Genomic DNA, 23,861 nt, shown 5'->3' with positions numbered 1-23,861 from the left:
CCTAAAAAGCATAGTGGCTAAACTGCGACTATGCTTTTTATTACGTAAGGTTAAAGTGCCTTGTTTGTCAGTGTATCCATGCTCACAGATAAGCGCGTGTTTAGTGGTTACGCAGTCTAAACCTCATTCTTTTTATATCTTCACATACTCATTGCAACAACACTGACACCATCTCACTATTCACTAAGAGTAGGAGATGGTGTGGTGTTATTGGTTTAAGGAAAAAACATGCAACGTTATCCCATGACTCCGCAAGGACATGCGGCTCTAGAAGCCGAATTAAAACAGTTAAAAAGTATCGACCGTCCACGCATCACTGCTTCTATCGCTGAAGCCCGTGAACACGGCGATTTGAAAGAAAATGCTGAATATCATGCTGCTCGCGAACAGCAAGGTTTTTGTGAAGCGCGTATCCGTGATATCGAAGCCAAACTTGGCGGCGCGCAAGTGATTGATCCTGCAACATTGCCAAAAGATGGTCGTGTGATATTCGGCGTGAGCGTCGTTATCGAAAACATGGACACCGGAGAAGAAAAACAATACAAAATCGTTGGTGATGATGAAGCAGACTTTAAAGCGGGTAAAATCTCAGTCAATTCACCGATCGCACGTGGTTTGATTGGTAAGTCTGAAGGCGATGAAGCGCGTATTGAAACGCCAAAAGGCGTGGTCGAATACGAAATCATGAAAGTGATTTACGATTAATTTTCCTGATTTGAGAAATATCTGGATAGGATAAATATCTGGATAGAAAGCCTTTGATAGCAATTCTTTGATAAATAAAAAGCTTTTGATGACAGCAGTATTTTAACGTGAATAAGCTGGCAATTCGCCTAGCAAATGAACGTAGAAAGTAGTACACAACCTCATTATGAATAGAGCAGAAGTTACACAACGCTGCTTTTTTAGTCTGTTTGTTTTAGCGCATAATTGCTCGAGTATAGATGCTGAGCCTTGTGACTATTACAAGTGTCTCATTATAAGTATTAGACATCAGTGCTTAGCAACTGACTAAAATAATGATGGAGAGATAGCGAACGTTGGCTATCATTAGTATCTTTACCCTCGTTATTTGACATGGTTTACATGCTCATTTGACGGGGGTTTTTCTTTTCTAGGTGTTGTTTTCTAAGCGTTATTTTTTACGCTTTGCTTTCTGCTACTACATTAGCGGCTTTATTTACTGTTATTTTAAAGGAATCTATTATGACCATACACATCGATATGCCAGCGTTACTGACTATAAATAAGAAGGCGTTTACCCAGCACAGCCTCGTCAAAAAAAGCGTGATAAGCACTGCTATTCCAACAATCTTAGCAGGCGCTTTATTGACGGTATCTACCGCACATGCTGCGCCTGAAATCGCCATCACTTCGTCTGCTGGTAATAGCACTACCGTCGTTGAGCAGTATTCTGACGGTAAAACCGCGACCATTACAGCGACACCACACGGCATCACTATGCAAGACGGCATGCCTTATGCTGTGACTCAAGTAACTAACGTTCCACGCTATACGGTTCGCCAAGTAGCCAGTAATGGTGCGAGCAATACGGTCGTCACCCAAGGCAGCACCACGGTTACAAGCGTACCTGTGACCAACCAAGTCACCAATCAAACAAGCAAAGTTGATGTCATAGCCGTGCCGACGACTAGCGTGACACAAGTATTGCCTGTGACGACGGCTACCCAATTGCCAGTCATCAATACACCAACGACAACCGTAGTGACGAACCAACCTGCAACGACGCAAATAGTATCTACGTCTTTAGATGCTCTGCAACTGACCCCGACCTTTAGTACGCCTGACGTGGTGAATGCACAAACCAAAGTGATGAAAATATTAAAAAACAAAGATGGTCGCGAAGTGGCTGTCCCTGCGAACCATATCGCCCCTGGCGACATCATCGAATACCACACCACTTATACCAATACCACGGCACAACCCGTCACTGACATCAATGCCATGGTGTCACTGCCAAATGGCGTGCAATTGGTATCATTGAATAGCCCACTACCAACGCTTGCGACAACAGGCGGCGACAGTTATCAGACTATCCAACAAGTTGGCAATACTGTAGTCATCACAGAAAACTATTCTGGACTAAAATGGAACTTGGTTGACCTTCCTGCTAATGCACCGCAAACGGTTGTTATACGTGCGAAAGTTCAGTGAAAATTAGATTTTAAAGTTTAGATTTGAAAATATTGTTATTTAATAAATCTTAAAATTAATAAAAGGTCTTGCCGGCTAATTTCCTAGTCAGCAAGACCTTTTTGATGAGTGTACTTTATTCCTTAACAACCAACCTTTTGCTATAGTGCTATTAACTCAAAACAAATATCCGGTCATTATTTCCATGTATAAATTTACTCCTCTCTCTACATTGGTTTTTATTATTTACGGTTGTATTTTGAGTTCTATATCTTGGGCTGAAGCTGCCGAATCAAAACTTGACGCTAGCTTTTATATGTCGAAAATTTGTACTGCCTATATGAGTAAAGACGGTCATGAGTATTGCGATGATGGTTATATCATTAAAAGCGAAACGTTAAATAATGGTGAAGTAATAGAAACCGTGCTTATGAATGGAATAGGTCATTACGGCTGGAACCATACTTCGCTCAAAAAAATCGATAAAGATACTTATCATGTCTATATCGACTGTGGCAACCCGTGCGGTGCTAATATGCTATTTGGTCGTGGCGGCAAGGAGCAATACTTTGGCCGTTATTTCACCTTTGACCTAAACAGTCGGTGTAGCATTGGATATAATAATGATAAACAATTATGGACGGCTAGCCGATTTTTTTCAGATAAAGAAATCGATTTTCCTTCGACCTATGACCCTGACGCTTTTGCAGCTTACCCCAAGTACAACGTCGAGTTTGATAAAAAAGGACGTCTCATTGTCAAAGAATACTTCTCAGAAGAAGTAATTCAAACATTGCCTAATCCCTGCTCTCATAATTAAAAAAATTTCATAAATAGCACGACAACAGTTGTCGCATGAAATAAATATTTCTTCAATAATTACAGTGACTTACAAGACAATTTGCTAAAATAATAGCCAATAAATGAATTGGTAATCTTATGGCCACCATCAATTATGAACGACTACAAGGCAAGCTCAATATTTTAGCGGATGCTGCTAAATATGATGTTTCTTGCTCATCCTCCGCTGGTACGCGCAAAAACCAAGGCGGTGGTCTAGGCGATGCTTCTGCAACTGGTATTTGTCACAGCTACACTGAAGATGGTCGCTGCGTCAGCTTGTTAAAAATCCTCTTAACCAATCACTGTATTTACGACTGTGCTTATTGCACCTCACGCAAAAGTAATGACACCCCACGCGCTGCTTTTAGCGTCGAGGAAGTCGTTGATTTAACCATGCAGTTTTATCGTCGTAACTATATCGAAGGGTTATTTCTGAGCTCAGGTATCTTTAAAAGTGGCGATTATACGATGGAGCGACTGGTTGAGGTCGCTAAGATATTGCGGACACGTGAACGCTTTAATGGCTATATCCATTTAAAGACCATTCCGGGTGCATCAAAAGAATTGCTGTTAGAAGCGGGATTATACGCTGATCGCCTCAGCGTTAATATCGAGATTCCGACCAAATCAGGCCTAGCACTGCTCGCCCCAGAAAAATCACATGATGAATTAAAAGCACCGATGGAAATGGTTAAAACTGAAATTATTACGATCAAAGAGAGCCGGAAAACCCATAAAAAAGCGCCGAAATTTGTGCCAGCAGGTCAAACCAGTCAGATGATTGTTGGCGCTAGTAACGAGACTGACTTGCAAGTAATTCAGTTATCGAGTCATTTCTATAAACAGTATGATTTAAAACGCGTTTACTATTCTGGCTATGTACCGATGTTGTCCGACAGCCGCTTGCCAGCGATTGGAACGCCCGTGCCGATGATACGTGAAAACCGCCTTTATCAAGCGGACTGGCTAATGCGCTTTTATGGTTTTGGCGCGCATGAAATCGTTGAACCTGACTCGCCATTTCTAGACTTAGACTGCGACCCAAAGCTGGCTTGGGCAATCCGCCACCGTGAGCATTTTCCGGTCAATATTCAAACCGCAAGCTATGAGATGATTGTGCGTATCCCGGGCATTGGTACTAAGACGGCTAAAAAAATAGTGAAGGCGCGCAAGTTTAACCAGTTGACACTTTATCATCTGAAAAAGATGGGCGCGGCGGTCAATCGCGCCAAATACTTCATCGCAACGACTGGCAAAAACGAACATTTAGCGCATTTAACGCGTGATAACTTCCGGCAATATGTATTGGCACAGACGCAGACCAAGTATAAAGACCAGCGTAATGGGCAACTGGCTTTGTTTTAAATAGCACTGTTGTAATTAGCATTGTTTCAATAATTACTATTATAAATAGGAATATAGATGTCACAACTGCTGCAAAGCCACGACTATACTGTCGGTCACTTAACACCCAGCATCGTGCTTTATGAGCCAAGTTTTGAGGGTTGGCTGAGTGCGGTATTTTATGTCTATGCCAATAAACTGCAAAACGATGATTCTCTACAGTTAATCGCGCAAGATTGCTATGTACCTTCATTAATCGCACAAGCGACTAGCGTTACTACTGATGAAGACAATGCCGAACGCGTACTGATAAAGCTGAATAAGCTCTTAGGTCGTTCCGGTATGCGTAATATTCTTTGGGGATTTTTATCCGAAAAAGACAATATCGGTACGACTCTATTTCAAGTGGTCAAATATGCTATCGATTATCCTAGCCGCCATATTATGGAAGACTTGGGTAATCTCAATGTCTTAGAGCTGGTGCAAACGGTCAAGTCTGTTGGTCGTGAGAAGCATCGTATGGAAGCCTTTGTACGTTTTGAACATACCACTGACGATATCTATTTTGCGCGAGTAGAGCCTGATTTTAATGTCTTGCCTTTGATTGGTGAGCATTTTCGTCAGCGCTACCAAGACCAACACTGGGCGATTTATGATTTATCCCGTGGCTATGGCATTTATTATGACAAGAGCCAAAGCACGCCATCACGACCTGCGACTTTGCAAACTATCACTGATTTAGATGATACCGTGCTGCGCAATCCTGCCAGTATTCATAGCGAGGATGAGCAGCGCTATCAAAAATTTTGGCAAGGTTACTTTACTAACGTCAACATCAAAGAGCGTAAAAACCCCCGTTTGCATAAGCAATACTTGCCGCAGCGCTATTGGAAATACTTAAGCGAAAAGCAAGTACTGCCCAATGCTGAGCATTTACAGAAACGTCGCTAGTGACTTTTGTCCTTTGATTCAAGCCTTTATGCCTATCTCTCTTAGAAACTCGACCATATAACCTTATCTTTTTATCTTGATGGTTGAGTTTTGGCGGCTTTTAACTGACAATAGCCACTTGTTATTATGAACTGGTCACCAATGCCATTATGAAAGTTATGCGCCTATTATCGTCTTTAAAGCATGATGAATCCGAGCGCGGTATTTTTCATCTTGGACGCGCATTGGTCAAAAATGGCCATACCTCCATCATCGTCTCTAGCGCCGATGAAGATAATGATCTGGTCAAACGCCTAAAGCGTGATGGCAATAACTATCATCAGCTACACATGAATAAAAAGTCTTGGCTGTCGTTACTACAAGTCACGGCGCTGCGGCGTTTAATTGAAGAGTACGATCCTGACGTGATCCATGTGCACTCACGCACACCTGCATGGATACTGCATTTGGCATTGCGCCGCGCCCGTGTCAAGCGGATACCAAAGCTAGTGTCAACCATGTATGGTTTTTATCCGATCAATAAATACTCTCAAGCCTTACTCGATGTCGATACCATCATTACCGTCTCCGATAGTGTGACCAATTATCTAAAAAAAGGCCTGCGCCGAGAAGATGCAGACCCTAAAGTCATCAAACGCATCTACCGTGGTATCGATACGCGCCGCTATCCTTATCGTCATAATCCCTCTGTTTATTGGCTACGGCATACTTTTGCTGAATATCCTGAGCTTGAGCATAAAAAGTGGCTGGTATTTCCAACTATTATTGGTAACGAATATGGTCAGGAATGGCTGATTGATATTTTGGGCAACTTGCAAGAGCAGTTCCCTAACATCCACGTCATTATCATGGATGATGATTATAGAGATGGTGATGTCGCGCATGAAGATTTCCGCCAACGCACCAATACATTAGGGTTGGCTGATCGAATTACTTATGTAGGTAGCAAACGTAATGACATGCGTGAATGGCTCTCAGCCGCCAATATCGTCATGGCGCTTGCGAATGAGCCTGAATCAATTGGCATCAACGCCTTACAAGCGATTCATTTAGGTACGCCCGTTATTGGTTGGGATCAGGCCGCATTTAGTGAGATTTTACAACCGCTATATCCTCAAGGGCTGGTCAAAAAATACAATGCCAATGCGCTATGTAAAGCAGTGAGAAATCAATTAGAAAGCATCACACGCCCTGAAATGACCAATAAATTCACCATGCGTGAGATGATTGAAGAAACCCTCGCTGTCTATCAAGGTTTATACGACGACTCGCTCGCAGAGGAACAAGCTGCAAGCGATGCCGCTGCTGTCAAAAGAATTAACAAGACGCTGAAAAAATCCTCTAAACCTACTAGTAAGAAGCCTGAGTCTGCTTATGTCGCGCTTGCACCAGCCGATAAACAAACTAAAGTAAAGCTTATCAAAGAAAAACCTAAAGCGATGAGTCCCTTAAATCCGCTTACTGACTCAGACACGCTTCAAGATCATAAAGACCTGTAAGCTTACCACTTTATTACTTAGGCTAATATCTAACAGCCTGCTAGGGCGTGTTTTCACAATGACTTATTTCATACAAAAAAAACGCGGCTTCTATTTTTAGAAGCCGCGCGGGAAATCACTATGGTTATTTAAATATCAACTTAAATGGCTATTAAAATGCTCACCTAATAAGTCGTCGGGGTGTGCGCACTAACAATGCGAGTCACGCCATCAGTAGGATTGATAAAAGTATGCGGGCGAATGGTATCAATCACGTAGCTATCCCCTTGGTTTAAGAGATACGTCGTCTCATCGATACGGATAAGAATCTTGCCTTCAATAACGGTGCCAATCTCTTCACCTTCGTGGGCGATTTTTTCTTCCGTTGAGCTGTTCGGTTGATACACCTCAATCAAAAAACCCAAATTCTTGGTAGTGCTACAGTTGTATACCTGTCTTAGCGACACTCTGCTACTCGGTTCGCTCAGCTCCAACAAATCCTTTGGCGTTACCACGACTCTCGCCTTTGGTTCCTTCCATTCATCACTAAAAAACGTGGTCAAATCAGAACCCAATACCGCCAAAATTGCCTTTAGCGTATTCACTGCTGGACTGACTTTATTGCGCTCAATGGAGCTGATAGAAGTATTGGTTAATCCTGACAATTTTGCAAGCTTACGTTGCGAGTAGCCTTTTGCGAGGCGCAGCTGATTGATCTTTTTACCGATATCCTCTTCTGGCGACTCGTCATTTTCGGCTGACATCGCTTTCTCAGAGTCTGTCAGCTCATCTTCACTGATGTCGTCATCTGTATCAGCCGCCTTATCGCTGGCAACATCAGCGTCAATGCCGTTATTAATATCAATGTCAGTGCTGGCATTGTCTACATTGCCTTCAGTAGTGCTATTCAGTTTGGGGTTTGCTGGCATAGTGAATGAATTCCGTGAATAGAAATTTGGACAAGTCGTCTTGTGCATAATTTAACTCAGGATGCCATTGTACACCAATCATAAATGGATGTTGCAACAAGCTGATGGCTTCGACCAAACCATCAGGCGCTAGAGCCTCAACTGATAAACGCGCGCCTACTTCATTGATTGCTTGTTTATGTAGCGAGTTAACGTGCCATTTTTCACCAAAGGCGGCAAGCCTGCCATTTGGTTGAATAATCACGTCATGAACTGGCTGATACTGCACTTCAAGTGGCTGAGTATTGTCCTCTAAATGTGGCTCATAAAACCCCTCTACTTCCCTCCAATCAGGATGTAGCGTGCCACCAAAATGCACATTCATCTCTTGCAATCCTCGGCAAACCGCCAGTAATGGAGTGCCAGTCTTGTCTGCATAATCCAATAACTTAAAGCTCAGCTCATCACGACCCAAGTCTTGTTTCGCTTCGATATGCGTCGCGCCATAACGCGTTGGTGCCACGTTACTATAACTGCCCGTTAACAAAATCCCATCTGCGATATCCAGTAGCGCCTCAAAGTTTTCGCTATCGGCAGCAGTGTTTGGCAGCAGTATGGGATTGCCACCATAAAAATTCACGGCATCGATATATTTTTGATACACCGCTTGTGCTGGCTGCCCATCAACCATCTTATGACAAGAAACAATAGCAATGATAGGTCTAGAATTTTTCATACCGTCTTCCCTAGTTATAACAAATAGACCTCATCGTCTATATTGCTCAATCCTTTATTTAGCTAAAATTTAACACAACATCTCATAAAATGTAAACTATAAATTTCAATATTGCCGATATTAATAATAAAATCGAATAAATGTATTAATTCAAGATAATTTTAAATAAAAATTGACAACTATATTTTTCACACTTATATTGGAAGTCATCAGCGAGACATTAGACAGGGGTTGACGTTTATATCTCGATGTTAAGGGCTAAGAACAGCGAAATCTAAAGAATTCATATTATTAATAAAATCTGTTTTGAGAAACCTAAAGAGACACATAAAGACTGTTTAAATAAGAGGTAATCAATCGCTGTTTTACCAAGTATTGGTTAGAAATATCACTAAAAGACGATGCGCCAGCCGTATCCGTATTGACAATAATCCCAGTAATTCTAAAAATTCATAGGAAGAATAGACATGACGACAACCAATGGAATGGTCGAATCTGCAAACAATACAGAATATGTTTATGTTGCGGCAGGTGATATTAATGGCTTACTTCGTGGTAAGCGCATCCCTTTCAATCAAATGGAAAAAGCAGAAAACGGTGCGATACGATTGCCTTTATCTATCTTAGGCGTTGATATTTGGGGTGCTGATGTCATCGAGTCTTCTCAATGTAATGGCGATATAGATGCCATTGCTCGTCCTACTGGTCGTACCGCCTATCCACTTCTCAACACCAGTGCGCCTTCATCGCTATTGCCCGTTTGGCTTTATACAGAAAATAACGAACCTTATTACGGTGATGCCAGACACGTTTTGGATTACATCAGCAAAAAATTCAAAGCGCTTGGTTTGACCCCAGTGATGGCCACTGAGCTGGAATTTTATTTGGTTGACTATACTGAAGGCGAAACGCCAAGACCACCTATCCGTCCAAAAAGTGGACTAAGACTGAATAAAACCTCAATTTTGAGTATCAATGATCTATTACAATTCGATGAATTTTTAGACGAAGTTTATGCACAGTGCAAAAAACTTGATATCCCAGCAGATGCCGCGTTGGCAGAGAATGGCTGTGGTCAGTTTGAGATTAATTTATTACACGTAGACGATCCACTAAAAGCCGCTGACGATGCGATTTTGTTCAAACAGGTCGTCAAAGCCGTCGCTGCTCGCCGTAAACTCACTGCGACATTCATGGCAAAACCTTTTGGTCTACAATCGGGGAATGGTTTTCATGTGCATTGCAGCTTATTAGATAAAGACGGCAATAATGTCTTTGATGATGGATCAGATGAAGGCTCAGATATCTTGCACCATGCAGTCGCTGGATTGTTAAAGACCATGTCAGATTGCACGTTGTTATTTGCCCCACATGTGAATTCTTATCGCCGCTTTACACCCGGTACGCTAGCGCCAAACAATGTGTCGTGGGGTTATGAAAACCGCACGGCGGCAGTACGTATCCCCGGTGGTGACTCAAAAGCACGGCGTATCGAGCACCGTGTCTCTGGCGCTGACGCCAATCCTTATTTGGTCTGTAGTGCGGTACTGGCAGGTATGCTGTATGGCATCGAAAACAAGCTGGAAGCGCCAGAACCCATTAATAGTATTACTTACGACGAAGCAGAACTTAAGACCTTGCCACTTGACTGGCTGTCCGCCATCCGCAAATTTGAAAGCAGTGATGTGATTGATTCGCTGTTCCCAAGCGAGATGATTGAGCTGTTGATCGCGGTTAAAAAGCAAGAAGCCAAACGCTTTGCTCAGCAAGTGACCAACCTTGAATACCTCACCTATTTACAGGATGTTTGATATGTCAAATAGCAACTCAAGTAGCAATTTAAATGGCAACACAGCAACGAACCAAAACCAGCCGTCTAATAATACGCGTAATATTCCGCATTATTCAGACAAAGGGCAATATCCTGATAGCTATTATGCGGCCAGTCGTAATCCTAAGCCTGATAGACCAACGCTAAAAAATGACATCCAAGTGGAAATCTGTGTGGTTGGCGGCGGCTATAGCGGTTTATCCACTGCCCTGCATCTCATTGAAACGGATCATGAAGTCGTTATCCTTGAAGGCGCGCAAATTGGTTGGGGCGCATCAGGGCGTAATGGTGGTCAAATTGTCAATGGTCTAAATGCCAGCCTACAAAAAATCAAAAAGTCTTATGGTCAAGAAAATGCAGACTTCGTCGGTCAGCTCGTGACCCGCGGTGGCAAAATCATTCGTCGTTTTGTTAGAGACTACGATATCAGCTGTGATCTCAAAGAAAAAAATATCTTTGCGGCATTGAATAATGGACAGCTAAAAGACTTGCAAGAAACGCATGCACTGTGGGAGAGCCATGGTATGCATGATAGAGAGATGCTCGATAAGCGCGGTATCCAAGAGCATATAAAATCAGATGCTTATGTGGGCGGGGTCATCGATCACTCTGGTGGACACTTTCATCCACTAAATCTTGCTCTAGGTGAAGCAGCGGCCATTGAGCAAGGCGGCGGCACCATTTACGAAAACACCTTAGTAGTTGATATTGAGTATGCTGACGATGCTATCAAAATCATTACCGAGTTTGGCACCGTGACTTGTAAGCAAGCGGTGCTATGCGGCAATGCCTATCTTAATAAAGTCATCCCTAAACTGACTGACCGTGTTATGCCTGTATCGACGCAAATTATCGCCACCGAGCCGCTGGGTGATTTAGCAGACCAGTTACTGCCAACCGATGTTTGTGTCGAAGATGTCCGCTACATTTTGGATTACTATCGCCTCTCAGCAGACAAGCGCATGTTATTTGGCGGTGGTACAGTCTACGGTGGTCAAGACCCCGCCGACATCACAGCTAAAATTAGACCAAATATGAATAAGATTTTTCCAGAGTTACGTGATGTCAAAATTGACTATGCGTGGAGTGGGAATTTTGCGTTGTCTTTTTCTCGTGTACCACAAATGGGCAAACTACATGAGCGAGTATATTTCGCCCATGGTTATAGTGGTCATGGCGTGACAGGCTCGCATCTATTTGGACAAATATTAGCCGATGCCATCAATGGTAAAACCAAAGAGTTCGATGCTTTTGCACAAATTCCTTGGATTCCATTCCCAGGTGGTCGAGCGCTGCGAGTCCCTTACTCTGTCATGGGCTCATGGTGGTATGCGCTAAAAGATACCACTGGCATGTAAACGCATAAAAACTTTGAATAATAAACATTGAATAAGGTGTTTTTATTTTAAAAGCGGTCGTTACAGTGACCTATCATAGCAACGGATTGTTGTGATAGGGCGCGATAGACAATTGATTCGCTACTGTCCTACTGTCTGTCGCGCGTCAACCATAGAATAGAGCTTGTTTAAAAAAACAATGAGGTTTTACAGGGAGCGTAAATATGAACATGAAGCTCAATGATGCGGTCGAAGGACAGTATCATAATAAGCGAGTATTTCTCACCGTCATAGTAGCCGTCGTTATCTATCTGGCTTTTGCTTGGCTATCTACCAGCCGTGCCCCAGACCAATCTTGGGGCGCCTTATCTTTACTACCAACATTACTAGTATTAGTCACTGCCATTGTCTCTAGGCGACCATTCGAATCCATGATCGCAGGCTGTGTCGCTGGCCTTGTGATGCTCAATCCTTTTGATTTGGTCTCCCCTTTTGCAGACAACATGTCGATGGTGCTAGGTAATGAGACCATTATTTGGATTGTTCTGGTCTGCGGTCTGATGGGCGGTCTCATTCAACTGCTTGAGATTAGCGGGTGTCTAGATGGCTTTAGTGAATGGCTACAAAAAATAATTAAGTCGCGCCGTCAGTCATTATTGGCCACTTTTGCTTTGGGCGTCGTGGTTTTCATTGATGATTATTTAAACTGTCTAGCCGTATCAACCTCCGTCAAAAAACTCACTGACGTCTATAACGTTTCTCGTGAGAAGCTTGCTTATATCGTCGATTCAACCGCCGCACCGATGTGTATTATCGTGCCTATTTCTACTTGGGCAGTCTACTTTGCCGGTCTTTTAGAAGAAAACGGTGTGGCTGGCGATGGTGAAGGTATTGGGCTTTATATCAGCGCGATTCCTTATATGGCATATGCTTGGTTTGCACTTTTGATTGTATTCTTGGTCGCGTATGGCATTTTGGGTGACTGGGGTCCGATGAAAAAAGCCGAGGCACGCGCCAAAGCCGGTAATCCTGTTCCTGAAGCCTTTGTCGAAGAGCAACTGATCTCAAACGTCCAAGCCAAACGTAAGCTGTCGTTTAAAGCCAATATCGCAAACTTTGCTTTCCCAATGATTTTATTAATTGTCTCGACGGTCTACTTCGAAATCGATCTATTACGCGGTGCATTATTGACCTGTTTTGTGACCGTCGTTGTCTATTGGATGCAAGGCATTTTAAGTTTTGAGACACAAGTTGAAGCCATCTTTAAAGGCTTTAAAGTCATGCTTTATCCGCTCTCAACCGTCATCGGTGGATTTTTCTTAAAAGCCATCAATGATGAGCTTGGTATGACCTCATATGTGATTGAGGCTATCACGCCTTATATGACGATTATTATTTTCCCTGCCGTCATATTTGCCGTCATGGCTTTTTTAACTTTTGCCACATCATCAAGCTGGGGACTGTATGTCCTTGCCATGCCGATTGTCTTTCCAATCTCTATTGCACTAGGCGTTAGCACTCCCCTTATGATTGGCGCATTGTTATCAGCATCATCATTTGGTAGTCATGCTTGCTTCTTTAGTGATTCATCGCTACTTGCCGCGCAAGGTGCTGGCTGCTCCCCCATGCAGCATGCCTTTACCCAGTTCCCCTATGCCATGCTCGGCGCGGGCTTATCCGTCGTCACCTTTTTAGGATTGGGTTATATGATGGCTTAAGCCAACCTTAGCGCTATTATTGTAATCATTGACTAACGGGCAATGAGAGATGGTTCGTTAGTCAATAAAAACAGCCCTTTTATATGGTAGTCACTAATAAATACGATAAGGATTTAGATCATGCGAAATGTTACCGTTGCTACGACTCAAATGGCATGTAGTTGGAATATACAACAAAATATTGCCACTGCGACTGACTTGGTCACCAAAGCCGCCAACGCTGGCGCTAATATCATTTTGCTACAAGAGTTGTTTGAAACGCCTTACTTCTGCCAAGTTCATGACTTTGATTACTTTGCCCTTGCGACCTCAGTTGAGGATAATGCGGCCATCAATCACTTCAAGCAGTTGGCTAAAGACTTAGAGGTAGTATTGCCTATTAGCTTTTATGAAAAATCAGGCAATACCTTTTTTAATAGCGTGACCGTGATTGATGCCGATGGCGAGATACTTGGCACTTATCGTAAAACGCACATACCAGATGGTATTCCTTATGCCGAAAAATTCTACTTTACCCCCGGCGATACTGGATTCAAGGTTTGGCAAACCAAGTATGCCAAAATCGGTGTCGGTATTTGCTGGGATCAATGGTTCCCTGAGTGCGCTCGTAGCATGGCATTAATGGGTGCAGAAATACTGTTTTATCCGACTGCGATTGGCGATGAGCCAACATTGGACATCGACTCAAAAGGTCATTGGCAGCGCTGTATGCAAGGTCATGCTGCCGCTAATCTCATGCCAGTCGTAGCAGCCAATCGTATTGGCACTGAGACAATTACTCAAAACGGAAACGATAGTACCATGCAGTTTTATGGTGGCTCGTTTATCACGGATGGCCGCGGTGAGATTATCCAAGAAGCATCTAAAGACAAAGAAGAGATACTTAGTACGACTTTTGACTTAGATCAACTGGCAATCGAACGTCAGCAATGGGGCGTGTTCCGTGATCGTCGTCCATCGATGTATGACACGTTGCTAACTCATGGATAAAGTTTGTTAACAAGCAAGCTCACTCGCGCTATCGTCAAATAAGGTGCTCTATATGTCATTATTCCCGAACCGATTAATCACTGGCTCAACACCACAACAAGACGGCTTTTACATGCCAGCAGAATTTGAGCCTATACAAAAAATATGGATGGTATGGCCATACCGTGCTGATAACTGGCGACAGCAAGCCGCTCCTGCTCAGAAAGCTTATACTGATGTTGCATTGGCAATCAACAGATTTTGTGAGGTTGGCGTACTGGTCAATCCTGATGATTATCAATCATGCCGCGATAGTCTACCTGCTGACATCGACGTCATATCCATGCCCAGCAACGATGCTTGGGCGCGTGATACTGTCCCGACATTTTTAATTAATGAATCAGGTGAGCTACGCGCTTGTGATTGGACATTCAATGCATGGGGCGGCGACTATGACGGACTATACTCGCCGTGGGATGACGATGATAAGCTGGCTGAACGCTTATGTGACCATCTAGATATCAAACGCTATCGAACGGATGACTTTGTGATGGAAGGCGGTGCATTTCATGTCGATGGTGAAGGCACGGTTCTGACCACACGTATGTGTTTGCTCAGTCCTGGACGTAACCCGCACCTAACCAAAGATCAAATTGAAGACACGTTAAAAGCCTATCTCAATGTGCAAAAAGTACTGTGGATTGATGACGGTATCGATCCTGACGAAACCACTGGTCATATTGATGATATTGCCTGCTTTGCGCGCCCTGGTGAAGTGGTTTGTTTATACACTGATGATTCTGAGCATCCGTTTTATGAGGCAACGCAAAAAGCCTATAAACAGCTATCTAATATGACCGATGCCAAAGGTCGCCACCTAAAAGTCCATAAGCTTTGCTGTACCAAGCAACCTGTTACTTTACCTGAGCACTATGATATTGAGCAGTCTGACGATGCTAAGGCGCGTCATACTGGCGATGTTTGTATCGCCTCGTATGCCAATTTTTTAATTTGTAATGAGGCTATCATCGTACCGCAATATGATGATGAAAATGATTCATTAGCCATCGAGCAGCTTGAAAAAGTATTTCCTCAGCATCAGGTAGTGGGAGTACGCACAAAGGAGATTGTCTTTGGCGGTGGTAATATTCACTGTATTACTCAGCAGCAGCCAAAATCATCAATTAAAAGCATTAACCAAAAGCACCCGCATAAAAATATAGACCCAAATGGATTTTGAACCCAATAATATTTTAGAATAAAGGACATAGCTATGAGCGATTATCAAGTTAATAACCCAGCCACTGGCGAAGTAGAAGCCACCTACCCTACGGCAACTGAGCAGGACATCCAGAACGCTATTGCACAAGCCGATACCGCTTATCAAGATTGGCGTCAGGTTTCATTGGGTGAGCGCAGTACCATACTTCATAAAATTGCCGATATCTATCTTGAACGTCAAGACGAGCTGGCTCGCATCGTTGCCAATGAGATGGGCAAGCCCGTTGCACAAGCAAAAGGTGAAATCGGTCTAGTTGCCGATATCTATCGCTATTATGCAGACAACGCTGAGCAGCTACTAGCACCTAGTACCATTGATGTTGATTCAGGGTCAGCTTCGGTAGAAAAACGTCCTGTGGGCGCTCTATTAGGTATCATGCCGTGGAACTACCCGCACTATCAAGTGGCACGTTTTGTCGCACCAAACTTTATGGCAGGCAATACCGTTATTCTAAAGCATGCGCCGCAATGTCCTAAGACTGCAGAAGCCATCGCTGATATCCTAAAAGATGCTGGTTTACCAGAGGGTGTCTATAACAATGTGTTTGCCACCAATGAGCAAGCGGCAACAATCATCGAAGACAGCCGCGTACAAGGCGTTTCGCTAACAGGTTCTGAGCGAGCTGGGCAAGCGGTTGCTAAAATAGCAGGCGGCGCGCTGAAGAAAGTCGTGCTAGAGCTTGGCGGTTCAGACGCCTTTATCGTTGCAGCTGATGCTGATATCGAACAAGCTATAAAAGGGGCTATTTCTGGTCGTTTTGGCAATACAGGACAAGCATGTAATGCTGCCAAACGCCTTATCGTCGTCGAATCTGTGTATGATAAATTCGTTGAAGGGTTTACTAATGCCGTAAGCAATATGGCACTCGCTGATCCACTTAATGAAGATACCTTCATTGGTCCAATGTCTTCAAAGGCAGCAGCAGTTAACTTGCAAGAACAGCTTGATAGCGCCATTCAAGCAGGCGCAACCGTATTGGTCGAAGGCGGTATGGTCAAGGACAAGCCGGGTGCGTGGTTTAAGCCTGCGGTATTGACAGATGTAACTGAGTCCATGGATGTTTATCGCGAGGAGCTATTTGGTCCCGTGGCAGTCGTTTATAAAGCTTGTGATATCGATCATGCCATCAAGATAGCTAACGATGTGCCTTTCGGACTTGGCGCTTCTATCCAAACGCAAGATGCTGCGCTAGCCGCTGAGATTGCTGACAAATTAGAAGTCGGTATGGTCACTATCAATGCGCCTTCTGGTAGCGAAGCCAATACCCCGTTTGGCGGCGTTAAACGCTCAGGATTTGGTCGCGAACTTGGCACTCTTGGTATCACTGAGTTTTTAAATTATAAACTGATTCGTGATAAGTCGTAATCGATAGAGTCATTTTTAGAACAATAAAAAGCCTAACAGTGACTGTTAGGCTTTTTTTTGAAAGTTGATGTTATTAAAAAATAACCCATCGAAAAAACTATTGCTTAGGTGGATTGTCTTTTAACCATAATTGATTGACGATTTTTAATTCACGTAACTCTTCTGCCATAATTGACTCGCTAATACCTGGATATTTCACCCTTGCATAGCCATATAACGCAATACCTAAGACTGTCCAGCCAAAGAAAATCCACCACTCGATAGGGGTTAGTGCGGATGGCATACCTGGCATATACAGCATGAGTATTCCAAAACTTAGCGCAATCGTGACCATGCCAACGAGCTTACCTGCTGGTATTCTAAATGGGCGTACCATATCAGGCTCGCGGTAGCGAAGTACTAAGAATGAGATAGCGACACAGGTATAAGCAATAACGATACCAAAGCCACCAGCATCTACGATCCACACCAGCATTTTACGACCAAACAAGGGTGCTAGAGTCGCCAAACCACCGATCAATAAAATGGCATTCGACGGTGTCTTATACTTTGGATGCAGCTTGCTCAAAAATGCGGGCAACATACGTGCTTTTGACATGGCATAAAGTAGGCGGCTACCACCAATCAAAAAGGCGTTCCAGCTTGATAAAATACCCAGCACACCGCCAATGACTAATAAAATACCTGCCCACTTGCCATGCCAAGCATTGGTCATCGCATCCGCAGTGGCGAGCGTTGAGTTTTCGGCTTGTAAGAGTGGCAAGGTCGTGCCAACACTCCAAGCGATACCCACATACCACATTACCGCAACGACAATCGATAAAATCAAAAATTTACCAATATTAGGACGAGTCAAATCAATTTCTTCTGCCGCTTGCGGAATAACGTCAAAGCCGACAAACATAAACGGCACCATGACAATAACGGCCATCATACCGCCAATACCACCGATGAATGCAGGCGCTTGTACTGAGTTTGAGCCTTCAGGATTGAACATGACTGCGCCAATGAACAGCAACGTACCCACAAATAAGATGCCCAATACGGCCGTCTTTTGGAACCACGCACTGACTTCCATACCGCGAATATTTAGCCAAGTGACGATAACTGAACCCAGCATCCCGACACCAACCCAAGTGGCATAAACATCCCAACCAGCGATGGTCCAGAGATATCCCTGATTGTAATTGGGGATGAAATACTCTACGACTGTTGGCAAGGCAACCGCCTCAAACGCGACCACCGAAAAATACCCAAATAGAATACTCCATGAGCAGATAAAGGAGACATTTACCCCCAGTGCTCTATGCGTATAGGTATGCTCGCCGCCCGTAATCGGCATCGATGCGGCAAGCTCGGCATAAGTCACACCAATCAGTATCACTGCCAAACCGCCTATCAAGAACGCTAGCATTGCGCCCCACGTCCCGGCAGATAAAATCCAACCACCAGCCAAGACTACCCAGCCCCAACCAACCATAGCACCGAATGCTAAGGCGATAATATCTAGCGTCCCTAACGATTTCTTTAATTCAGACATAACCTGCTCCTTGTCTGTGTGTCATCCGTGTTAACCCTTGACGGTCACACTATTTTTTGTTTAGTGGGATAGTACCCATCATAATTATCATATATACCTTTTGATCGAAGCTGCTAGGCACTACTTGTTTCATATTCAAATAGTACAAACAGCAACGGCGTCTTGACTTGCAAGGCGCCGTTGTAAAAAATGTACTCAAAGCGAGTGCCATATGGGCAATCTTGCTGTGCTATTAAAGATAGCCTTCTAACCAAGATCGAGGCTTGATTAAAAGTGATGTATTTCACTATAAATAAATACTGAATACTTATTAAACGGTGAGGATACCTTTGATAATATCTAGACCTTCTTGGAGCACTTCATCTTCAACCGTCAATGGCACCATCACGCGAATGGCGTTGCCATACATACCGCAAGACGCTAATAATAAACCTTGCTCAAACGCTTTGGCTTTCAAATTAGTAGTCGCTTCCACATCAGGCTTGCCATCACTATCGATTAACTCAAACGCGAGCATCGCGCCTTTATGACGAATATGACCGATACTGCTTAAGTTTAAGCCCTTTAAGAAGGCTTCGATTTTGTCGCCAATCTCAATACTGCGCTCAAGTAGGTTTTCTTCTTCGATGACTTCCATGACAGCGAGTGCAGCCACACAAGCCAGTGGATTACCAGAGTATGTACCGCCCAAACCGCCTACCTGCGGCGCATCCATGATATCAGCGCGACCGATAACGGCAGAGATAGGATAACCACCTGCCAAGCTCTTGGCACTGGTCATCAAATCTGGCTCAACGCCCAACTGCTCGGTGGCAAACAACGTACCCGTACGGGCAAAACCACATTGCACTTCATCAAAAATCAAGACAATGCCATGCTCATCGCAGATATCGCGTAGAGATTTGGCAAATGATGGGGTGACTTGATGAAAACCACCCTCGCCTTGTACTGGCTCGATAATCATCGCCGCCACTTCGCTAGGATCGATATCCGCTTGGAAAATCATCTCAAGGCTATGCAGCGCTTGTGCTTCTGTGACATTCAACTCTTCAGCTGGGAATAGCGCATGGAATACAGGGCCTGGCATTGGACCAAAGTTCTTTTTGTACGGCAGCACTTTACCTGTCAAACTCATGCACATTAAAGTACGGCCATGCCAACCACCAACGAAAGAGATGATACCTGGGCGACCAGTTTTCGCACGAGCAATCTTGATACAGTTTTCGACGGCTTCTGCACCAGTCGTTAAAAAGAAGGCTTTTTTCTCACCGCTGATAGGCGCTTTTTCACATAATTTTTCAGCAAGATCCACATAGCATTCATAGTTGATCATTTGTGCCGCAGTATGGGTAAACTTGTCAAGTTGCTCATGCACGCGCTGGGTAATTTTTGGATGGCTGTGACCAGTATTCAGTACTGAGATACCACCAACGAAGTCAATATAACGATTGCCTTCAACATCCCAAACTTCTGAGTTTTTGGCTTTTTCTGCAAAGATGGGATAGGCAACGCCAAGTCCTGTTGGTAACACAGCTTTACGGCGCTCAAGTAGTGATTTATTGGTAGTCGTCATGAGAATGTCCTTTTCTTTATTTTTAACATAAGTGCCAATGATTGAATGGCGGTTTTGAGGAATGGTTTATCTAATAGTTAACAGTCGTTAGTTGCTAGCTATAGAGGGGATTCATGGTGCTGAATCCCGTTCGATACGGTGTGACAATTAAAACCTTAAAAGAGAGCGTATGTCGCTAAACGGTTAGCTGACGTCAGAGCACCAGTATTTGGTCACGACATATTCTTCAATGCCGTATTTTGAGCCTTCGCGGCCAAAGCCAGACTGCTTGACACCGCCAAATGGGGCGACTTCGGTAGAAATCAGACCCGTATTATGACCAATAATGCCGTACTCAAGACCTTCGGTGACGCGCCATGAACGTGCATAATTGCCACTGTAGAAATAGGCAGCCAAGCCATAAATCGTATCGTTGGCCTGACGAATAACGTCTGCTTCATCTTTAAAGGTAAAGATAGTCGCAATAGGGCCAAAGATTTCTTCGTGCGCAATATCCATCTCAGCACTGATATCGGTAATGACCGTTGGATTGTAAGTAAGCTCTGAGGCGTCATTGGTGCTGCCGCCAGCGATAAGCGTCGCGCCTTTGTCTAAAGCATCTTTGAGTAGCGCTTGCACTTTTTCTAGCGCCTTTTGATTAATCAAAGGACCAATATCCACGCCTTCATCCATGCCGTTACCGACATTTAATTCAGCGACTTTTTTCACAAACACATCTAAGAATTCATCTTTAATGCTATCTTGCACATAGACACGGTTGGCACAAACACAAGTTTGACCAGCGTTACGATATTTAGAGGCGATTAAGCCTTCAGCTGCTTTTTCCAGATCAGCGTCATCAAAGACGATAAATGGCGCATTACCGCCCAGCTCTAACGACAGTTTTTTGATGGTTGTCGCACATTGAGCCATCAAGGTACGACCAACTTCGGTAGAGCCTGTGAATGAAAGCTTATGAATGCGTGCATCGCCCGTTAGGATATCGCCGATGGTTGAGGATTTACCGGTCACTACTTGGATAACGCCTGCTGGAATACCTGCTTGTTCAGCCAGTGTAGCGAGTGCTAACGCAGAAAATGGCGTTTCAGTCGCAGGTTTAATAATCATCGTGCAGCCTGCTGCCAATGCTGGCGCGGCTTTACGAGTAATCATCGCTGCTGGGAAATTCCAAGGCGTGATCGCCGCGCAAACGCCAACGGGCTGCTTGAGTACCACATGACGTAGCTGTGCGCTATTGGCAGGGATAACATCGCCATAAACACGCTTGCCTTCTTCGGCAAACCAGCGGATAAAGCTATTGGCATAGCCCACTTCACCGCGCGACTCGTTTAGAGGTTTGCCTTGCTCAGCGGTCATAATGATAGCCAAGTCTTCTTTATTGGCATCGATGAGGTCTGCCCACTTTTGTAGTAGCTCAGCACGCTCTTTCGGGGTTTTGGCTGCCCAAAGGATCTGGGCTTCATGAGAGGCGGTAACCGCGTCGTTCACATCGTTAGTTGTCAGGCTTGGTACCGTACCGATGATATCGCCGTTGAAAGGATTGCTCACATCAATAGTCGAGTCATCACTAGCGGCATGCCAGCCATCTTTGATGAAACACTGCTGTTTAAGTAGATCTGGGTTCGATAGCTGTAGCGTAGACTGTGACAGTTGTGACATTGTGACGCTCCTTGTCAATTGAGGTTTGCAAATAGGATTCGCAGATTTATAGCGATAAGTGAATAACAATAAATAGAAGGTTATGATTTAAATAATTATTGATAACTTGTTAAGTGTTCAATATACTGAACATCTATTCTATATATGAGACATCATTATAAGAATGATAGCCAGCCATTTGCAACCCCTATTCTCATTTTAATGATGATTTATCGCGTTATTTTTATATTTTCCCAATTTTACTGACTTTTATAGGTTCCTTATGAGCTCAACTGCCGTTCCTGCCTTGGACAAAACCTTTCAGATTTTAGATTTAATTACTGATAGCTCACAGCCTTTAACGGCAGCTCATATTGCGAAAGAGCTCAATCTACCACGTAGCTCGACCCACAATATTTTGCAAAGTCTTTTGACCAAGCATGTCATCTATAAAGACAGCGATAGCCGCTTTCATTTAGGCTCTTATTTGATGTATTGGGCGGGTAAGTATGAGCAGCAGCAAGGCGTCATCCAGTTATTTAAAGACCTCATTGTCCAGTATCCGATTCTTCTTCAACATACAGTTACTTTATCTAAGCTTGATTTAGGTGAAGTGGTATTTTTAGCCTGTCATGAAGCGCCGGCGCCTCTCGGCTTTACTTTCCGCGCTGGTGTTCGCGTGCCAGCGGTATTCTCTGCCACGGGCAAAGCCATGCTCTCAACCTTTTCTATGGACAGTATAAAATCTATCTATGCCAGCGGTTTCCCCGCACCTATTACCCAAAACGGTGTTGATAACTTTAATGACTTATCCACCGAGTTGACCGCCATTCAAAACAGTCGCATCTCACTCGATGATGGGCAACTTCGCGAAGGGATGTATTGTTTGGGTACTTATATTCGCAATGCGTCAGGCAATGCCGTTGCGGGTATGGCGGTTAGCTTTTTGCAAGGCGAGTATGAATCCAAGCGTGCTGAGGTCAGCGCGGTATTGATTGAATTGGCGCAGCAAATTGAGCAGCGTTTGGGTTTTATCGATAATAAATAAAGTTAAAACGCTGCTAGTTTCTTGCTTACTTCAAACTCTTTCAGTTATTTTGGTGATAACTGTTAATCTTCTGAAATAAGCCCCGATAAAAATGCTTGCAAATTGTCATTGAGCTTTTGCAAGTAATAACCGCCCTCGACTAAAACAATCAGTGGTTTATTTAGCGCTTTCATCTTTTGTGCCAATATTTTAAACCCTTCTGTACTGACCGCACATCTGGCTTCTGGGTCATTTTCATAGACATCGAATCCTAAGACATGAACGATGACATCAGGGTCAAATAGCGTCATCGCTTCGATAGATTTATCAACATACTCAAAAAACCCAGCTTCATCGGTGCCGTGCGGCATCGGGAAGTTAATATTATAGCCTTCACCCACGCCTGTGCCCCTTTCAAACTCGTGACCAGTGACGGCGGGATAGAAGTTAACCGGATCACCATGAACCGAGGTATAGAGCACATCGCTGCGATCATAAAATATCTCTTGGATACCCTGTCCGTGATGCATATCGGTGTCTATGATGGCGATTTTTGCATATTTCTGGCGTAGATGTTCAGCGATGATGGCTGCATTATTTAGATAGCAAAATCCGCCAGCGGCGCTTTTGCGAGCATGATGACCAGGCGGCCGTGAAAAGCAAAGCTGTATATGACTTTCGGCACGCTCGGTATCTGATAAATCATCGTTCAGCAATGCTTCAGCCGCATTGAGTGCAGTCTGCGCAGACCAATAAATAGATGTCCAAGAATGCTCGCTGATAGGCGCGCTATCATCCGCTTGATACTTTGCTGCTTTTGCCATGATACCGATACCGGGATTGTCATACGGCAAGAAAATCCCCGTCTGTACCTGCGCGCCCAAGTCTTCCTCGACTGCTATCCAGTCATCATAGCCATGTTTGAGAAACTCAACGTAACCAAAATCGTGAACCGCTAATATAGGCCCAATGCCAATATCGGTAACGGTCGTCACCTCTAACCCTAACGCTGCTGGTGCTTTTAAGAACTCAACCATACGCTCTGGTATCTCTAACGGCTCATGCATCTTTCCATAAGAGAAATAAGGTAATGGTCTATGTAGACTTAGATTTTCATGGCTATATATCTTCATGCTTAACATTCCTTTGTTTAACATTTTTTCCAAT

General features: G+C 43.9%; 19 protein-coding genes. 13 read left to right on the top strand and 6 right to left on the bottom strand.

Translation table 11 applies throughout. The features are described 5' to 3' along the window. Positions 1–228 precede the first annotated feature (228 nt). From greA to B2575_RS09030, 6 genes are all read left to right on the top strand, one after another. Positions 229–705 carry a transcription elongation factor GreA gene (gene greA / locus B2575_RS09055; protein WP_045445504.1) on the top strand — a complete coding sequence of 159 codons (477 nt, stop codon included), beginning with the start codon at positions 229–231 and terminating at the stop codon, positions 703–705. A 501-nt stretch (positions 706–1,206) separates the two neighbouring features. Beyond that, entirely contained in the window at positions 1,207–2,175 is a 969-nt protein-coding gene (locus B2575_RS09050; protein WP_296241475.1) for a hypothetical protein, read from the top strand. A gap of 184 nt (positions 2,176–2,359) precedes the next feature. After that, complete coding sequence (locus B2575_RS09045) at positions 2,360–2,974, top strand: hypothetical protein (protein ID WP_296241473.1); 615 nt, start codon at positions 2,360–2,362, stop codon at positions 2,972–2,974. 119 nt (positions 2,975–3,093) lie between these two features. Beyond that, positions 3,094–4,362 carry a putative DNA modification/repair radical SAM protein gene (locus tag B2575_RS09040; RefSeq protein ID WP_296241472.1) on the top strand — a complete coding sequence of 423 codons (1,269 nt, stop codon included), beginning with the start codon at positions 3,094–3,096 and terminating at the stop codon, positions 4,360–4,362. A gap of 57 nt (positions 4,363–4,419) precedes the next feature. Then, positions 4,420–5,292 carry a TIGR03915 family putative DNA repair protein gene (locus B2575_RS09035; RefSeq protein ID WP_296241470.1) on the top strand — a complete coding sequence of 291 codons (873 nt, stop codon included), beginning with the start codon at positions 4,420–4,422 and terminating at the stop codon, positions 5,290–5,292. Between the two features lie 149 nt (positions 5,293–5,441). After that, positions 5,442–6,791 (top strand): glycosyltransferase, encoded by a 1,350-nt coding sequence (locus B2575_RS09030; RefSeq protein ID WP_296241468.1) that lies wholly within the window; start codon positions 5,442–5,444, stop codon positions 6,789–6,791. A gap of 164 nt (positions 6,792–6,955) precedes the next feature. Here B2575_RS09030 and B2575_RS09025 read toward each other — a convergent pair whose 3' ends face one another. Continuing rightward, complete coding sequence (locus tag B2575_RS09025; RefSeq protein WP_296241465.1) at positions 6,956–7,699, bottom strand: cupin domain-containing protein; 744 nt, start codon at positions 7,697–7,699, stop codon at positions 6,956–6,958. Beyond that, positions 7,674–8,414, bottom strand: coding sequence for a gamma-glutamyl-gamma-aminobutyrate hydrolase family protein (locus tag B2575_RS09020; RefSeq protein ID WP_045451415.1), 741 nt, complete (start codon positions 8,412–8,414; stop codon positions 7,674–7,676). The genes B2575_RS09025 and B2575_RS09020 overlap by 26 nt, the downstream gene beginning before the upstream one ends. A 467-nt stretch (positions 8,415–8,881) precedes the next feature. Between B2575_RS09020 and B2575_RS09015 the strand changes: the two genes are divergently transcribed. The 6 genes from B2575_RS09015 (at position 8,882) to B2575_RS08990 (ending at position 16,916) form a co-directional block, all read left to right on the top strand. Further along, on the top strand, positions 8,882–10,225 hold the full coding sequence (locus B2575_RS09015; RefSeq protein ID WP_296241461.1) for a glutamine synthetase family protein: 1,344 nt from the start codon (positions 8,882–8,884) through the stop codon (positions 10,223–10,225). Between the two features lies 1 nt (position 10,226). Beyond that, complete coding sequence (locus B2575_RS09010; RefSeq protein ID WP_226951684.1) at positions 10,227–11,603, top strand: NAD(P)/FAD-dependent oxidoreductase; 1,377 nt, start codon at positions 10,227–10,229, stop codon at positions 11,601–11,603. Between the two features lie 203 nt (positions 11,604–11,806). Further along, the gene (locus B2575_RS09005) at positions 11,807–13,300 is read left to right on the top strand and encodes a Na+/H+ antiporter NhaC family protein (RefSeq protein WP_020443104.1); all 1,494 of its coding nucleotides are present in this window, start codon (positions 11,807–11,809) and stop codon (positions 13,298–13,300) included. 117 nt (positions 13,301–13,417) lie between these two features. Then, positions 13,418–14,290, top strand: coding sequence for an N-carbamoylputrescine amidase (gene aguB / locus B2575_RS09000; RefSeq protein WP_349681516.1), 873 nt, complete (start codon positions 13,418–13,420; stop codon positions 14,288–14,290). A 52-nt stretch (positions 14,291–14,342) separates the two neighbouring features. After that, positions 14,343–15,509 carry an agmatine deiminase gene (gene aguA, locus B2575_RS08995; RefSeq protein ID WP_296241452.1) on the top strand — a complete coding sequence of 389 codons (1,167 nt, stop codon included), beginning with the start codon at positions 14,343–14,345 and terminating at the stop codon, positions 15,507–15,509. A 33-nt stretch (positions 15,510–15,542) separates the two neighbouring features. Continuing rightward, entirely contained in the window at positions 15,543–16,916 is a 1,374-nt protein-coding gene (locus tag B2575_RS08990) for an NAD-dependent succinate-semialdehyde dehydrogenase (RefSeq protein ID WP_296241450.1), read from the top strand. A gap of 97 nt (positions 16,917–17,013) precedes the next feature. Here the strand turns inward: B2575_RS08990 and B2575_RS08985 are convergent, their stop codons facing one another. From B2575_RS08985 to B2575_RS08975, 3 genes are all read right to left on the bottom strand, one after another. Further along, positions 17,014–18,456 (bottom strand): APC family permease, encoded by a 1,443-nt coding sequence (locus B2575_RS08985; RefSeq protein WP_045445480.1) that lies wholly within the window; start codon positions 18,454–18,456, stop codon positions 17,014–17,016. Between the two features lie 310 nt (positions 18,457–18,766). Further along, positions 18,767–20,029, bottom strand: a complete 1,263-nt coding sequence (gene gabT, locus B2575_RS08980; protein WP_296241447.1) for a 4-aminobutyrate--2-oxoglutarate transaminase — start codon at positions 20,027–20,029, stop codon at positions 18,767–18,769. 183 nt (positions 20,030–20,212) lie between these two features. After that, positions 20,213–21,688, bottom strand: coding sequence for an NAD-dependent succinate-semialdehyde dehydrogenase (locus B2575_RS08975; RefSeq protein ID WP_296241445.1), 1,476 nt, complete (start codon positions 21,686–21,688; stop codon positions 20,213–20,215). A 262-nt stretch (positions 21,689–21,950) separates the two neighbouring features. Between B2575_RS08975 and B2575_RS08970 the strand changes: the two genes are divergently transcribed. Next, entirely contained in the window at positions 21,951–22,715 is a 765-nt protein-coding gene (locus tag B2575_RS08970) for an IclR family transcriptional regulator (RefSeq protein WP_296241443.1), read from the top strand. A gap of 62 nt (positions 22,716–22,777) precedes the next feature. Here B2575_RS08970 and B2575_RS08965 read toward each other — a convergent pair whose 3' ends face one another. Further along, positions 22,778–23,827 carry a histone deacetylase family protein gene (locus B2575_RS08965; RefSeq protein ID WP_296241442.1) on the bottom strand — a complete coding sequence of 350 codons (1,050 nt, stop codon included), beginning with the start codon at positions 23,825–23,827 and terminating at the stop codon, positions 22,778–22,780. Between the last annotated feature and the right edge of the window lie 34 nt (positions 23,828–23,861).

This window comes from Psychrobacter sp. UBA6739, from assembly GCF_002453835.1.
GTDB lineage: Bacteria > Pseudomonadota > Gammaproteobacteria > Pseudomonadales > Moraxellaceae > Psychrobacter > Psychrobacter immobilis_A.
The sequence above is the reverse complement of the archived record's forward strand: the minus strand, read 5'-3'. Positions and strand labels throughout refer to the sequence as shown.

What these genes read in the sequence shown, in the direction of transcription:
- B2575_RS09050 (WP_296241475.1), top strand. Translation starts at nt 1,207, where the DNA reads ATGACCATACACATCGATATGCCAGCGTTACTGACTATAAATAAGAAG.
- B2575_RS09035 (WP_296241470.1), top strand. Translation starts at nt 4,420, where the DNA reads ATGTCACAACTGCTGCAAAGCCACGACTATACTGTCGGTCACTTAACA.
- B2575_RS08990 (WP_296241450.1), top strand. Translation starts at nt 15,543, where the DNA reads ATGAGCGATTATCAAGTTAATAACCCAGCCACTGGCGAAGTAGAAGCC.
- gabT (WP_296241447.1), bottom strand. Translation starts at nt 20,029, where the DNA reads ATGACGACTACCAATAAATCACTACTTGAGCGCCGTAAAGCTGTGTTA.
- B2575_RS09020 (WP_045451415.1), bottom strand. Translation starts at nt 8,414, where the DNA reads ATGAAAAATTCTAGACCTATCATTGCTATTGTTTCTTGTCATAAGATG.
- B2575_RS08975 (WP_296241445.1), bottom strand. Translation starts at nt 21,688, where the DNA reads ATGTCACAACTGTCACAGTCTACGCTACAGCTATCGAACCCAGATCTA.
- B2575_RS08965 (WP_296241442.1), bottom strand. Translation starts at nt 23,827, where the DNA reads ATGAAGATATATAGCCATGAAAATCTAAGTCTACATAGACCATTACCT.
- B2575_RS08985 (WP_045445480.1), bottom strand. Translation starts at nt 18,456, where the DNA reads ATGTCTGAATTAAAGAAATCGTTAGGGACGCTAGATATTATCGCCTTA.
- B2575_RS09015 (WP_296241461.1), top strand. Translation starts at nt 8,882, where the DNA reads ATGACGACAACCAATGGAATGGTCGAATCTGCAAACAATACAGAATAT.
- aguA (WP_296241452.1), top strand. Translation starts at nt 14,343, where the DNA reads ATGTCATTATTCCCGAACCGATTAATCACTGGCTCAACACCACAACAA.
- B2575_RS09045 (WP_296241473.1), top strand. Translation starts at nt 2,360, where the DNA reads ATGTATAAATTTACTCCTCTCTCTACATTGGTTTTTATTATTTACGGT.
- B2575_RS09030 (WP_296241468.1), top strand. Translation starts at nt 5,442, where the DNA reads ATGAAAGTTATGCGCCTATTATCGTCTTTAAAGCATGATGAATCCGAG.
- B2575_RS09025 (WP_296241465.1), bottom strand. Translation starts at nt 7,699, where the DNA reads ATGCCAGCAAACCCCAAACTGAATAGCACTACTGAAGGCAATGTAGAC.
- B2575_RS09005 (WP_020443104.1), top strand. Translation starts at nt 11,807, where the DNA reads ATGAACATGAAGCTCAATGATGCGGTCGAAGGACAGTATCATAATAAG.
- B2575_RS08970 (WP_296241443.1), top strand. Translation starts at nt 21,951, where the DNA reads ATGAGCTCAACTGCCGTTCCTGCCTTGGACAAAACCTTTCAGATTTTA.
- greA (WP_045445504.1), top strand. Translation starts at nt 229, where the DNA reads ATGCAACGTTATCCCATGACTCCGCAAGGACATGCGGCTCTAGAAGCC.
- B2575_RS09040 (WP_296241472.1), top strand. Translation starts at nt 3,094, where the DNA reads ATGGCCACCATCAATTATGAACGACTACAAGGCAAGCTCAATATTTTA.
- B2575_RS09010 (WP_226951684.1), top strand. Translation starts at nt 10,227, where the DNA reads ATGTCAAATAGCAACTCAAGTAGCAATTTAAATGGCAACACAGCAACG.